The 12,026-nt window shown below is 49.4% G+C and carries 13 protein-coding genes and 3 pseudogenes; 6 read left to right on the top strand and 10 right to left on the bottom strand.

What is annotated here, in order from left to right; genetic code table 11:
* Positions 1-69: 69 nt before the first annotated feature.
* Positions 70-378: pseudogene (locus tag PR767_RS21025) on the top strand (IS6 family transposase); the annotation flags it as partial.
* A gap of 26 nt (positions 379-404) precedes the next feature.
* Positions 405-545 (top strand): helix-turn-helix domain-containing protein, encoded by a 141-nt coding sequence (locus PR767_RS21020; RefSeq protein ID WP_231137044.1) that lies wholly within the window; start codon positions 405-407, stop codon positions 543-545.
* Positions 546-552: 7 nt separating this feature from the next.
* On the opposite strand, the gene PR767_RS21015 is transcribed toward PR767_RS21020, so the two are convergent.
* Entirely contained in the window at positions 553-1,479 is a 927-nt protein-coding gene (locus PR767_RS21015; protein ID WP_272520899.1) for an Rpn family recombination-promoting nuclease/putative transposase, read from the bottom strand.
* Positions 1,480-1,789: 310 nt separating this feature from the next.
* Positions 1,790-1,975 carry a hypothetical protein gene (locus PR767_RS21010; RefSeq protein WP_006663562.1) on the bottom strand — a complete coding sequence of 62 codons (186 nt, stop codon included), beginning with the start codon at positions 1,973-1,975 and terminating at the stop codon, positions 1,790-1,792.
* 289 nt (positions 1,976-2,264) lie between these two features.
* Here PR767_RS21010 and PR767_RS21005 point away from each other — a divergent pair.
* Positions 2,265-3,167: pseudogene (locus tag PR767_RS21005) on the top strand (IS91 family transposase); the annotation flags it as partial.
* A gap of 55 nt (positions 3,168-3,222) precedes the next feature.
* Here PR767_RS21005 and PR767_RS21000 read toward each other — a convergent pair.
* Positions 3,223-3,536, bottom strand: a pseudogene (locus PR767_RS21000) (Tn3 family transposase); the annotation flags it as partial.
* Positions 3,537-3,562: 26 nt separating this feature from the next.
* Positions 3,563-4,315, bottom strand: coding sequence for an alpha/beta hydrolase family protein (locus tag PR767_RS20995; RefSeq protein WP_004729622.1), 753 nt, complete (start codon positions 4,313-4,315; stop codon positions 3,563-3,565).
* Positions 4,316-4,555: 240 nt separating this feature from the next.
* On the opposite strand from PR767_RS20995, the gene PR767_RS20990 reads away from it, so the two are divergent.
* Together PR767_RS20990 and PR767_RS20985 are read left to right on the top strand one after the other, a co-directional pair.
* Entirely contained in the window at positions 4,556-5,425 is an 870-nt protein-coding gene (locus PR767_RS20990) for a DMT family transporter (RefSeq protein WP_001567390.1), read from the top strand.
* Positions 5,426-5,558: 133 nt separating this feature from the next.
* The gene (locus PR767_RS20985; RefSeq protein ID WP_272520897.1) at positions 5,559-6,206 is read left to right on the top strand and encodes an aminotransferase class I/II-fold pyridoxal phosphate-dependent enzyme; all 648 of its coding nucleotides are present in this window, start codon (positions 5,559-5,561) and stop codon (positions 6,204-6,206) included.
* Positions 6,207-6,978: 772 nt separating this feature from the next.
* Here PR767_RS20985 and PR767_RS20980 read toward each other — a convergent pair.
* The 3 genes from PR767_RS20980 to PR767_RS20970 form a co-directional block, all read right to left on the bottom strand.
* Positions 6,979-7,752, bottom strand: a complete 774-nt coding sequence (locus tag PR767_RS20980; protein ID WP_004729618.1) for an SDR family NAD(P)-dependent oxidoreductase — start codon at positions 7,750-7,752, stop codon at positions 6,979-6,981.
* Between the two features lie 65 nt (positions 7,753-7,817).
* The gene (locus PR767_RS20975; RefSeq protein WP_001194072.1) at positions 7,818-8,519 is read right to left on the bottom strand and encodes a DsbA family oxidoreductase; all 702 of its coding nucleotides are present in this window, start codon (positions 8,517-8,519) and stop codon (positions 7,818-7,820) included.
* A gap of 65 nt (positions 8,520-8,584) precedes the next feature.
* Positions 8,585-9,691, bottom strand: a complete 1,107-nt coding sequence (locus PR767_RS20970) for an alkene reductase (RefSeq protein WP_006687059.1) — start codon at positions 9,689-9,691, stop codon at positions 8,585-8,587.
* 213 nt (positions 9,692-9,904) lie between these two features.
* On the opposite strand from PR767_RS20970, the gene PR767_RS20965 reads away from it, so the two are divergent.
* Complete coding sequence (locus PR767_RS20965; RefSeq protein WP_002431133.1) at positions 9,905-10,234, top strand: thioredoxin family protein; 330 nt, start codon at positions 9,905-9,907, stop codon at positions 10,232-10,234.
* A 29-nt stretch (positions 10,235-10,263) separates the two neighbouring features.
* Here the strand turns inward: PR767_RS20965 and PR767_RS20960 are convergent, their stop codons facing one another.
* The 3 genes from PR767_RS20960 to PR767_RS20950 form a co-directional block, all read right to left on the bottom strand.
* Complete coding sequence (locus PR767_RS20960; protein ID WP_000888080.1) at positions 10,264-10,602, bottom strand: carboxymuconolactone decarboxylase family protein; 339 nt, start codon at positions 10,600-10,602, stop codon at positions 10,264-10,266.
* A gap of 4 nt (positions 10,603-10,606) precedes the next feature.
* Positions 10,607-11,188, bottom strand: a complete 582-nt coding sequence (locus PR767_RS20955; protein ID WP_105668135.1) for a TetR/AcrR family transcriptional regulator — start codon at positions 11,186-11,188, stop codon at positions 10,607-10,609.
* Positions 11,189-11,329: 141 nt separating this feature from the next.
* Positions 11,330-11,887 carry an OsmC family protein gene (locus tag PR767_RS20950; RefSeq protein ID WP_000108589.1) on the bottom strand — a complete coding sequence of 186 codons (558 nt, stop codon included), beginning with the start codon at positions 11,885-11,887 and terminating at the stop codon, positions 11,330-11,332.
* Between the last annotated feature and the right edge of the window lie 139 nt (positions 11,888-12,026).

Below are 12,026 nucleotides of genomic sequence, written 5' to 3'. Positions count from 1 at the left end.
GGGGCACTGTTGCAAAGTTTGAATGACCTCTTATGCTAAGTTAACCAGCCCGCGATGGAAGCTTACTTCATGAATGCATTTAAAGGTCGCCATTTCACTGGCATTATCATCCTGTGGGCGGTACGTTGGTACTGTAAGTACGGCATCAGTTACCATGAGCTGCAGGAAATGCTGACCGAGCGTGGAGTAAATGTGGAGCACACCTCAGTCTATCGTTGGGTTCAGCGCTGTGCACCACAAATGGACAAGAAACTCCGATGGTATTGGCATAATTCAACCGGTGCCCGAACCTGGCACCTTGATGAAACTTATATAAAAATCAATGGAAAATGGGCATATCTATACCGTGCAGTTGATAGTAAAGGGAATACGCTGGATTTGAATTGAAATTGTGGCGACGAGGAATGAATTGGGATCAGGAACGCGCAGCTGAAGAACTGGGCGTAAGTGTGCGAAGTTACAAACGTTATGAAAAAGCACAAAACATCGCTAAACTCATTGAGCTAGCGACGTTTGCGTTAAGCACAAAAATGACTAAGGAATAGGGTAATACTACTGAAGGGAAATGAGCTCTTCACGGCTTAAACCGGTACTCTCAACAATAAGATCAAGGCTAACCCCATTTTTAAGCAAGTTACGAGCCATTGTAATTTTAGCTTCCCGCATACCTTCTTCGCGGCCTTCTTCACGGCCTTTTTCCCAGCCGATTTTCTCGCCTTTGTCTTGCAAGCGTTGTGCAATATTCATAATTGCCTCCTTGTGTCTTTCTGCCTGTTCACTCAATTGCTGGACAATATGTTCAAAGTTGGGGGAGTCCAGCGTAATAAACAGGTAATTAAGCATCGTCACGATGTCATTATCACTATTATACTGTTGATCCATCGCTTGTGCCAATAGGGGGATAATCGTGTCAAATTTATCCCGTAAATATTTGTGCTTCATCGCCAGCTCCATCACAGCCACTTTGCGATGATTCACCAATTCATTATCATCAATTACCGTCACATCAACCAACGGGAACGGTTGAGTATACAATTCATAGGCCATATCCGGTAACGAAAAACAATCGGTCCACAATTGGGAATAGGGGTAGGGCGAACGGCCACCGTGATAAAACAGCACGGGGATCACTAACGGGAGTGTTTTATGGCCTTGCTGAAGGTGCTGATTCATGGCTAAGAAGGCATAGTGAATAAGTCGCCAAGCCATGAGTTTATCAGGCGTCGATTGGTGTTCCAGAACCAAATAGACATATCCTTCCCCCTCCGTCGTTTGTACCGAATAGAGCACATCCGATAAGCGTGAGCGTAATTGTTTATCAATAAACGAGGAGTTTGTCAGGGTCAAGGTACTAAAATCACACAGTGATTTAATGTGCTCGGGCAAGTGGATATCAAAAAAGTCCCGCGCATTCTCCACTTGCGTCATAAACCCTTTAAAAGCCGCATCATGTGCCGTCGGCGTGTGCTTAGGTTTCATTATTCACTCACTCTTCACTAAAGACTGTGCATCATAGCGCAGAATCGATTTTCTGTCTGTTTTTCGACTTTTCATGTTCACGTTAAGTCGAATTGGCCTTTTCGCCCACCCATTCAATCAATTTAATGTCATTATTTCAATAAATTAGTGAATTCATGGACGATAAATGAAAAATCACACTTATTTTCGTCCAGGTCAGGATGTCAATCCAATCACGAAAAATGTTAACACTATTTGCTAAATAGTCATGATATTAAGCTAATTTGACAACCATTAACGTCTAAACGACAAACCATTCAAGGGATTGGCTTTACATTTCATTCCATAAGCGTGGGGCTGGCGATTGGGTGATGATGAGTGTCACGGTCAATAAAATAAAACAAAAGACTAATGTGTTTAAATATTTATCTGACCCACCATGAAGACGTGAACGCAGATACACAAATAACATCAAGCAAAACACAATAACTTGTGTCGTCATTAAAATGATAAACACACTTAACTCCTCTGACTGATGTGTTATGCCGATATTATCGGATCTTACGCTATAAATCATGCCGACATTATGATATAAACACATTTGCATATAAACAAGAGTGTTAATTAACATGAAATTGATTGACTATATTGAAGCCGTTTATGGATGTGATAGAGGCAATAAAGCGGCTTTTCTTAAGGCTAACCCCCGAATTTTACCTCAAGAACAGTTGCCCACCTACGGTGGGAGCTAAGGCTCTGTAAGAGTAAAGCTTTATTCAGGCTTCATCGCTCGCTATAATCCCTCAATGCACATACCTCGACCCGCAAAACTTCTTTTCCAAATTGATGATGGATGGGATCAGCTACTCATTAAAAATGGCCATTCCATTCCTGAGTGGACTAAACTCGTCATTGAGCGCGTGCTCGCTTGCGGGACCAGTGCCATGGGCATTCGCCGGTATTGCTGTGCCTCACCTGCCTGCTCGCACACAAAGTATTTCTGCCAAAGTTGCAAAAGTAAAGGTTGCAGTGCCTGTGGCATGAAGGCCACGGAGCAATGGATTGCCCAGCAACAACATGTTCTCCCTGACTGTGAATGGCAGCACATCACCTTCACCATGCCTGATAAACTCTGGTCTGCTTTTACCAACAACTGGCCGCTACTTAATCAACTTTTTGCCTGCGCTGCCAATACCCTGCTGAAATGGGCGAAAAAACTCAGCATCGAAATCGGCTTGTTTGTCGCCCTTCACACTTACGGTCGCCAACTCAATCAACATCCTCATATCCATTTATCGGTGACTCGCGGTGGGCTGTGTCACAAACACGGTATCTGGCGCCCTATCTTCTTCAAAAAGAAAATCGTTGAGCGTTACTGGCGTCAGGCCGTCATCAACTTGCTACGAAAAAATTATCCTTCACTGAATTTACCCACCGCAAGCTACCCACATATCCGTGATTATCGTGAGTGGTGCCAGTTTCTTGAGGCCCAATTCCAGCGCCGCTGGAAAATTCACTTTGCGAAAAAGACTCGAAATCCCCGACAAAACGTCAATTATCTCGGCCGTTACTTAAAACGCCCACCGATTGCCGCCTCAAAATTGCGTCATTACACCGGCGGAGCCGTGGTCCATCATTACTTTGACCATCGAACACAGCGGCATCGTATTCAACGGCTCACTCAGGAAGAGATGCTATGGCGTTATATCAGGGGGCCGCTTGGAAAACGGAAATTATCCCACGCTAAGACTATATTTTGTACAGCAGTGGAGAAGGATGAGAGACCAGCAGTTCATTAACAGGGACTCCTTTTTGCTTAAGCGGCTCAATGGTTCTTTCTATATAAACTGTATTCCAGAGTGTTATCGCCGCCGTATGTAGTGTCAGCGCCGGTGGCGTGGTAACGCTGATCCTCCCACCCCCAGATCCCTGATTTCATTCAGCCGGTGCATGAAGGATGCTCGCCCAAGGGCCTCACCCTTATTCAGCCCCGCCTGTATGCATCGGCCTAAGCCTTTATCGCAAAATCAGTCCAGCATAAACAGCGTCCGATCTCTGCAGAAAATCGCCCTCTGCGCTACGAGTTTGAACGCATTTACTCTGTTTATAGGTAACATTCGCTCCACGATATAATGATATCGGCAACGTATTCAGCATCCTGAGCATGAGTCAGAAGGTGATCCGCCTTACCCAACGAAATGAAACTCTTGGGATGCTTTGCTGCTTTGAATATTTTTTCGGCCTGCTCAATTAACACAGTATCATCTTCAGTCGCATGAAAAATAAGCAGAGGCTTGTTCATGGCGAACACCTTATGAGCGATTTTGTGTTCCTGAATATTGTCCAGCATCTGTTTCTTTAAGGTAAATACCCGCCCGGCCAGCTCAACGGGATAGGCTCCATGCTGGTTAATGTTTTCAACATCATCCTTAAAAAGACGTTTTACGTGTGTCAGTTCTCCGGGTGATCCTATGGTGACAACGGCCTTTGCCTCAGGAACTTCGCCGGCAATAGACAGAATGGCCGATCCCCCCAGGCTATGGCCGATGAGCAAAGAAGGCGCTTCGTACTGTCGGCGGAGATAATCTACCGCGCAAAGCAGGTCCGAAATATTGGATGAGAAGTTGGTGTTGGAAAAATCCCCTTCGCTGTTTCCCAGACCAGTAAAATCAAACCGGAGAACGGCGATAGCATTCTCTGTCAGTTTCCGCGCAATACGCGCCGCGCCTTTGAGGTCTTTGCCACACGTAAAACAATGAGCTAACAGCGCAAACGCTTTAGGATTTTCAGGAAGTTCAAGCAATCCGGCCAGTTCTTCACCAGCCGCATTTTTGAACGTAAATTTTAGTTTTTTCATAGGATATTCCAGGTCTTAAACTGATTTCATATGTTTAATCGCAGGGAAAAATAATCTTCTGCTCTGCATCTGGCATTACGCGTTTTCCTTCCTCTACTGGGGATGTGAAACAGAATTCATTCCGAATGCCTGTCCTCACCTTCCAGTTTGAAAGCTGATTATTGCTTCCTGTTCGGTGATCACTTACGCTATGCTACCAACTAGATGGTAGTTTACAAGAATTTTATGAGGTCTCACTGAATGGCCAATTGCGCGCTCATTCTTAAAATATCCCTGGCAATGCTGGCGTTTGCTGCAAACTCTATTCTGTGCCGTCTGGCCCTGCAGGGAGGCCACATTGATCCCCTTTCATTCAGCAGCCTCAGGCTGGCCAGTGGTGCACTCGTCCTGTCACCTTTCTTGTTTTATCACGCAAAAACTACATTATCGCTGTGGCGTCCGCTGAGCGGATTTTACCTCATGGTGTACGCAGTGCTCTTCTCTGTCGCCTATATCCATCTCGATACCGGGGCAGGTGCGCTGTTACTTTTTGGTGCCGTACAGTTTGCGATGGTGATCCACGGATTATTTAAAGGGGAATCACTCTCCGTTATGCGGGCTTGCGGTTTAGTTATTGCTCTGGCAGGAATTGCTGCCCTGCTGTTACCCGGGGCGAAGGCACCGCCGCTTTACAGTGCACTTATGATGATCGTTGCCGGATTAGCCTGGGCCGCCTATTCCGTCAGGGGGAGGGCGGGCCAGGCGGCCGGGGCTTCAACGGCGGCAAATTTTGTACTCGCCACGCCGATGGCTCTCGCTCTTTCGTTGCTGTTTATGAAGCAGGGTCACTATGATGCTGCGGGCATTGCTTTGTCATTGCTGTCCGGTGCCGCCGCCTCAGCCGGTGCATATGTATTGTGGTATACCCTTTTACCCTCTCTCGGCTCTATCACCGCCAGTACCCTTCAGCTCAGCGTTCCCTGTCTGGCAATGCTAGGGGGTGTGGTATTCCTGGATGAATCACTGACGGTCAGAACGATATTTTCTGCCCTGGCGGTGCTGACTGGCATTGTGATGGTGACACGCGAGAAATCCCCCCGTCAGTCGATGACAAAGGCGAGAGAACCTTAATAACGCAATTAATTCATGCAGTTGTGATGATTCTCTTATGTTAATCACACGAGCCAGTTTTCCCGCTCCGGCATCAGACTGACAGTAATACTGAGGTCGACGTTTCTGACTACACCTAAGGCAGGTTTATGAAATGAAATATGATTTTGATGAGTACGTAAGCAGAGAGAAAACAGACAGTCTCACCGTGGACGGCTGTCGGGAATACCTGTTTTCGGGACAGTCCGAATTTGCAATGCGGTATCCGGCTGAAGGGCTAATCAACCTCTGGGTTGCTGACATGGCTTTTGCCACACCAGAGCCGATTCTTCAGGCCATCAGAGACCGTCTGGATAGAAAAATACTCGGCTACACTAAAATCTACGACGAAGAATACTATGAGATCTTTGGCAGCTGGTGTGAGCGACAATATGGTCACCGTTTCAAAACGGAAGACATTGTGCTGTCTCCGGGCATTATTCCCGCGCTGAACCGTCTCGTCCCGCTTCTGACCGACATGGATGACAGTATTCTTATTATGACGCCTTCATATGGCCCGTTTAAAAAGGCGGGCGAATACAGTCAGCGTCGCGTGGTGTACTCGGCGTTAAAAAAATCAGCAGGCGGCTGGGAACCTGACTGGGAAGACTTTGCACGCAAAGCCAGTCAGGCCGATTTACGTGTGAAAATTCTTTTCCTGTGTAATCCGCATAACCCGACCGGACGAGTCTGGCGGCCTGATGAACTTAAGCGGATTATTGAAATTTGCCTGGCCAATGACATCTGGGTGATATCTGGGTGATATCTGACGAAATTCACTGCGACCTGTCCCGAAGCGGTATCGGTCATACACCGGCCGCCTCTCTTTTCCCTGATTCTACACGCATTATTACCTGCATGTCCTCGAGTAAAACATTCAATCTGGCCGGGAATTTGTTGGCAAATATCATTATTCCGGATCCCGGTGTCAGAAGCGAGTGACGTCTCAGACACGACGAGTTCATCTCTCCACTGAGCCTGGCAGCAAACAAAGCGGCGTGGAGTGAATGTGATGACTGGCTTGTCCATCTGAGGGAATATATTGACGGCAATTTCCAGTACCTGCACGACTATCTCAAAAGCTATTTACCCGAAACCAAGTTCTCGATCCCCGAAGGGACATATCTGGCCTGGATAGATATTAGCCGCTACCTGCCCGACACCGCAGGTGAGGATTTATCGCTGTATTTTGCCCGGGAGTCAGGGGTCCTTCTTGAAGGGGGCTTGCTGTTTGTCGACAATGGGGACGGATATATCCGGTTAAATCTGGCCTGCCCACGGAGTATGCTGACAGCAGGGATGAAAAGAATTTCACAGGTACTGCGGATACCGGCTCCTCATCGTGTATAACCCCTTTCTCTCTGGCCGTTTTGTCCTGTCAGGATGTCGTCAGAACCCGGCATAACACCCTGTGCCGGGAACACAAAAGGCACGGATGAACAGGTCGTGAATATTCTTAGTGAAGCCTGCTGATGACATGTCTGGCGACAAAAAAATGCCGCCCTTAAGGGGCGGCTTATGCCAGCGTCACGGGGTTATCGTCTGACCGCCATGATGCCCGCATCGACATCCCAGATAGCGCCCGTCACCCATGAGGTTTTGTCAGACAACAGGAAGAGAATAGTGTTTGCCACATCTTCGGCAGTTCCGACGCGTCCCAGCGGGTGGAAATCGTTCAGCGACTTCATAGCATCTGCGATATCCGCTTTGTCCATGAAGCCTTCGTATATCGGCGTATGAACAATCCCGGGAGACACCGCGTTGACACGAATACCCGCGCTGGCCAGCTCAATCGCCAGATTACGCGTCAGGGCATGCAGACCCGCTTTTGCCATTGAATAGGCCGAGGCCGGCGAGTCACCCAGTGCAGCCTGAGCACCAATCGAACCGACGTTGACGATAGACCCTTCGAGCTTCGCGGCGAGCATGTTCTTCACGACATCCTGTGTAATAAAGAACGTGGCTCGGTTCAGCGAAAGATACATGTCATAATCGGCAAAGCTGTGCTCGGTAAATCCTTTGGGCATGAAGATACCGGCGGCATTCACCATCAGGCTGATATCGCGATGGTGAGCATTAATTTCCTGACGGATAGTTTCCATACCTTCTTCGGTCATCAGGTTCGCCGCGATGACCGCAACCGGTCCCAGAGGGCTCAGTTCTTTTTGCACCGCTTCGGCTTTGTCTTTTTTATTCCCGGTCAGCACGACACTGCCGCCCGCTTCCAGTACCATGCGTGCCACGGCCAGGCCCATGCCGCTGGTACCGCCGACGACGAGCAGTTTTTTACCTTTGAAAAAAGTGTTCATTTTCTGACTCCATTACTGGTGGGTAAGACGTTGCCGGCAGCGTGAAACTGCCGGCGGTTGACGGATTAAATACTGCAGCCATCCGTTCCGCAGGTCTGACCCGCAGTGGCTGAAAATTCGGTTTGCTGTTCATCCCAGACCTGACGCAGGGCATTCAAAAAGTTATCTGCTGCCTGAGCCCCGCTGATGGCATATTTTTCGTTCATCACAAAAACCGGAACGCCGCTGAGGCCAATAGACTGTGCGTGGGCTTCATCGTCGGAAACGGTGGCGCGAAAATCGTCATTTTCCAGGGCGGCTTCAGCGTCAGCTTTCGGCATACCGGCTTCTACGGCCATGGCAACGAGCTGCTGACGGTCAAAGAGAGAGCGACCTTCGGTGATACTGCCATGATAAAAACGTTCTTCCACCGCGTCCGCAATTCCGGCCTTACGCGCGGCAACCAGCAGGGTGTGTGCATCTTCTGTATCACCAAACATCATGCCGTCGAAGTTGTAGATCAGACCTTCAGATTTACCGGCGGTGCCCACCTGATTCATCATCAGCTCCGCTGAATGCTGACTGCCCAGCTTTTTAACGATGGCATCCTTAAAAGGCATCGCGGGAGTACCACCGGCCAGACGGTAGCTGTGATGGCGGATCACCACCTGGTCGCGAAATTCAAAGCGATTCAGACCCTGTTCAAATCTTTTTTTAGCAATCCAGCACCACGGGCAGACCAAATCTGACCAGATATCGATGGTAAGGGTGGGTTTCAGCGTTTGCATAATGATTCCTCAAAGACGTTGGGCGGTCGGATCTCACTTATCAGAGAACCGCGACCGTATGGGATTTATTGCGCCTGCCAGACCGGGTAATCGGTATAGCCTTTTTCCGGGGAACCACTGACGCCGTAGTAGGTGGCGCGGTCACTTTCTGCCAGTGGCCAGCCGTTTTGCATTCTTTCAACCAGATCCGGGTTAGCGATGTAGGGCACACCAAATGCCACCAGATCCAGCTCATCATCTTCCAGAGCCTGCTCTGCGATATCACGGGTAAAACCGCCGGCAGCGATGATGGTGCCTTTAAACGTGTTGCGAAAACGGCGGCGGAAGCCTTCCGGAAGTGGCGCTTTGGTGTACACCGGCTGATAGTAAAGGTGTACGTAGGCCAGTTCCCGCTGACCGAGCGCGTCGGTGATGGCTGACCAGGTTTGCTCTTCACCTTCATACGGCGCGAGGTCATAAATGCGGCCGAACGGTGACAGGCGCACGGCAACGTGGCTGTTACCCACGGCCTCCGCCACGGCGTCAATGGTCTCCAGCAGGAAACGCTGACGATTTTCCACCGAGCCGCCGTATTCGTCGGTGCGGGTGTTCAGTTCGCTACTGAGGAACTGGTCAAAGATGAATCCGTTTGCCGCCATGATTTCCACGCCGTCAAAGCCGGCTTCCATCGCCAGGCGTGCGGAGTGCACGAAGTCTGCAGTGATGCGTTTAACTTCATGCGTTTCCAGCGCGCGTGGCTGGCTTGGTACAACCGGGCCCGGTTCTCCGGATTCGGTCAGCGCAAAAACGGTGGTATTGACCGCCTGAACGGTGCCCGCTGAAACCGGCGCTATGTGGCCTGGCTGAAGAGAGACGTGAGACATACGGCCGACGTGCCAGAGCTGCGCGAAAATACGGCCACCTTTGGCGTGAACCGCTTGTGTCACCTTACGCCAGCCCTGGACGTGTTCGTCGTTGTAGATACCAGGGGTATAAAGGTAACCCCGGCCTTCTTCTGAAACCGGCATCCCTTCGGTGATGAGCAGGCCAGCAGAAGCACGCTGTGCATAGTACAAAGCCACGACCTCATCCGGCACGTCATTCATGGTGCGGGTGCGGGTCATCGGTGCCATGACTACACGGTTTTTTAACGCCAGGCCAGACAGATTGTAGGGGGTGAAAAGCTTACTCATCGTATACCTCACAAAAAACAAAAAGGAGTATCCCGGCAGGGATTTGCACAGCCCGGCAGTATCATCGACTGGACGTCGCGCACTGGAGTTGCATAAACATCTGATGGGTGGCAATATACCAACCATCTAGTAGGTAGGTCAATGGGTGTGTCGTATTTTTTTGTCATAACGCAGCCATTTCTGAATTGTCACTCATTTTGCGAGGTCATCACCATGCGTACATTAACAGCTTATAACGAAGATAATTTCCGCCAGATAGAGCAGTACAAAGGAATATCGGTGGTACGTTTCTCTGCACCCTGGTGTCCGCCCTGTCAGGCCAGCGAAGAAATGTTCAGTCAGTTTGCAGACCGGCTCGATAGAGATATTCAGGTGGGGAAAGTCAATGTAGATCAGGCGCCGGTGCTGACAACCAAATACGAGATCTGGGGGCTGCCGTCTGTGCTGATATTTCATGAAGGGCAATTAGTTAAACGCATACCGGGTGTGAAACCTGCATCGGTATATGCTCAGGCTATTGCGGACATAAAAAAAGGGCAGTAATGCCCTTTTAACGTGGAATTTATTAATGCTTAACCGCGTGCCTGACCGACGGCATCCAGAGTGCGGGCTGAATAAATGACCGCCGCGCCAGCGTTGAGGTTAATCGCCACGCCCAGCGCTTCAGCAATTTCAGCGTCGGTTGCACCGGCTTTCACAGCGGCGTCGGCGTGAAAAGCAATACAGCCGTCGCAGCGGGTTGTGACTGCGCACGCCAGGGCAATGAGTTCACGCACTTTTGCGCCCAAAAGGTCAGTTTTGTTACCTGCGTTGCCCAGGGCAACCACGCCTTTCATGGTCTCGGGGGTCAGTTTGCCCAACTCGCCTAAACGTTGCATTAACTCTGAGCGATAGTTGTTCCAGTCCAGCATAGTGTCATTCTCCTGAATGAGGGGTATTAAGAAGCAGTTTTATATACTTAAGGCTGTTGGCGAAGACTTCGGGTCTGGCCGTTGCATGCGCCACTACGCTTGAGCCTTCACAGACATTAATGATCATCAAAGCAATATCTGATGGTTCGGTATGGGATGAAAACTCACCTGACTCCATGCCCGCCCTGACGACTTTTGTGAGCCACTCGATTTGCATATCGAAATAAAGTGATGTCTGTACAGTAATTGCCTGAGGCAGATTGGCGGTCTCTGCTGACAACGCACAACACAGTGGCAGTAGCGAAGCTTTATGGCTTTGCGCGAAGATATCGATGTAAGCCGCAATTCTTCTCTCCGCGCTTTTCTCAGTCGCCTCTATCTGCTCAAATACGCGTTGTGTATCAGAGAACGCCTGTATTACCACCTGCTCACCCAGAATATCTTTGGTCGGGAAATGGTGATGAATACTGGCCTTGGTGATACCCACTATTTTTGATAAATCAGCATAGCTGAATGCTGAATACCCTTTTTCGCGCATCAGGTGTTCTGCTTCGCTGAGCAGCCGTTCCCGTGTCATGGTTGTCATAATTACTCCATATAATCTACTAGTTGATAGATTATATTGTTGCTATTTTTCCGTAGCAAGTTGTATCACTAACTCAGTATCGTGCAGAGCTGAACGTCACTGCCATCCTGCATTCTGAATGGCAGCATTACATCTCTGACATCACGCCAGGCGTGTAATCATTTCAACCGGATTAGCCAGAGTATCGTGGATTGGCGAATTCTTTTGCATTTCGCTGACCAGCGCTTCTAACTCCTCGCGACTGGCGGTCTTGCTCGTAAGGTGAACATCGACGCGAATAGATTTCGCACCTTTACGCACGTTGCTGTCCAGCCCAAGGAAGCCGTTGAGGTTGATATCGAAATTAAGATCCAGCTCGATACCGTCCAGGTCGATCCCTTTTTCAGCAGCCATCATGGTAAGGGTGGCGGTATAACAGCCAGCCAGCGCCTGCATGATGTATTCAGTCGGGCTCATGCCGGTATCGGTGCCGAGTAAACCTGCGGGTTCATCACCGATATTAGAAAATTTCCCCACACGGCTGGTATCGATAACGCCGTTCTGGATTGTGGCGCCGGTCTCTGTGCGAACGGTTAATCCGCCGCTGGAACGGGCTTTCATCTGGAAAGTCAGGTTACCCAGGCCAGGCTGGCTGCGAACTGCTTCACGGGTATTGTGGATCGCAGCTGCGTCTGCAGAAGGTTTAACGGTAGTAGACATAATGGCTCCTGTAATTTCTTGATAAAAGGTATAGCTGGTGTAATCAGTACCAACCATCTAGTTGGTAGATTAGTATCGCGAACCTCTTTTGTCTACTCTTTTATAAAAAATAGGGGGAAAAGAACCCAGCAGGCTGTTT

Source organism: Providencia sp. PROV223, from assembly GCF_028479245.1.
GTDB lineage: Bacteria > Pseudomonadota > Gammaproteobacteria > Enterobacterales > Enterobacteriaceae > Providencia > Providencia rettgeri.
The sequence above is the reverse complement of the archived record's forward strand: the minus strand, read 5'-3'. Positions and strand labels throughout refer to the sequence as shown.

What these genes read in the sequence shown, in the direction of transcription:
- PR767_RS20965 (WP_002431133.1), top strand. Translation starts at nt 9,905, where the DNA reads ATGCGTACATTAACAGCTTATAACGAAGATAATTTCCGCCAGATAGAG.
- PR767_RS20980 (WP_004729618.1), bottom strand. Translation starts at nt 7,752, where the DNA reads ATGAACACTTTTTTCAAAGGTAAAAAACTGCTCGTCGTCGGCGGTACC.
- PR767_RS20990 (WP_001567390.1), top strand. Translation starts at nt 4,556, where the DNA reads ATGGCCAATTGCGCGCTCATTCTTAAAATATCCCTGGCAATGCTGGCG.
- PR767_RS20975 (WP_001194072.1), bottom strand. Translation starts at nt 8,519, where the DNA reads ATGCAAACGCTGAAACCCACCCTTACCATCGATATCTGGTCAGATTTG.
- PR767_RS20950 (WP_000108589.1), bottom strand. Translation starts at nt 11,887, where the DNA reads ATGTCTACTACCGTTAAACCTTCTGCAGACGCAGCTGCGATCCACAAT.
- PR767_RS20995 (WP_004729622.1), bottom strand. Translation starts at nt 4,315, where the DNA reads ATGAAAAAACTAAAATTTACGTTCAAAAATGCGGCTGGTGAAGAACTG.
- PR767_RS20970 (WP_006687059.1), bottom strand. Translation starts at nt 9,691, where the DNA reads ATGAGTAAGCTTTTCACCCCCTACAATCTGTCTGGCCTGGCGTTAAAA.
- PR767_RS20985 (WP_272520897.1), top strand. Translation starts at nt 5,559, where the DNA reads ATGAAATATGATTTTGATGAGTACGTAAGCAGAGAGAAAACAGACAGT.
- PR767_RS20955 (WP_105668135.1), bottom strand. Translation starts at nt 11,188, where the DNA reads ATGACAACCATGACACGGGAACGGCTGCTCAGCGAAGCAGAACACCTG.
- PR767_RS21020 (WP_231137044.1), top strand. Translation starts at nt 405, where the DNA reads ATGAATTGGGATCAGGAACGCGCAGCTGAAGAACTGGGCGTAAGTGTG.
- PR767_RS20960 (WP_000888080.1), bottom strand. Translation starts at nt 10,602, where the DNA reads ATGCTGGACTGGAACAACTATCGCTCAGAGTTAATGCAACGTTTAGGC.
- PR767_RS21015 (WP_272520899.1), bottom strand. Translation starts at nt 1,479, where the DNA reads ATGAAACCTAAGCACACGCCGACGGCACATGATGCGGCTTTTAAAGGG.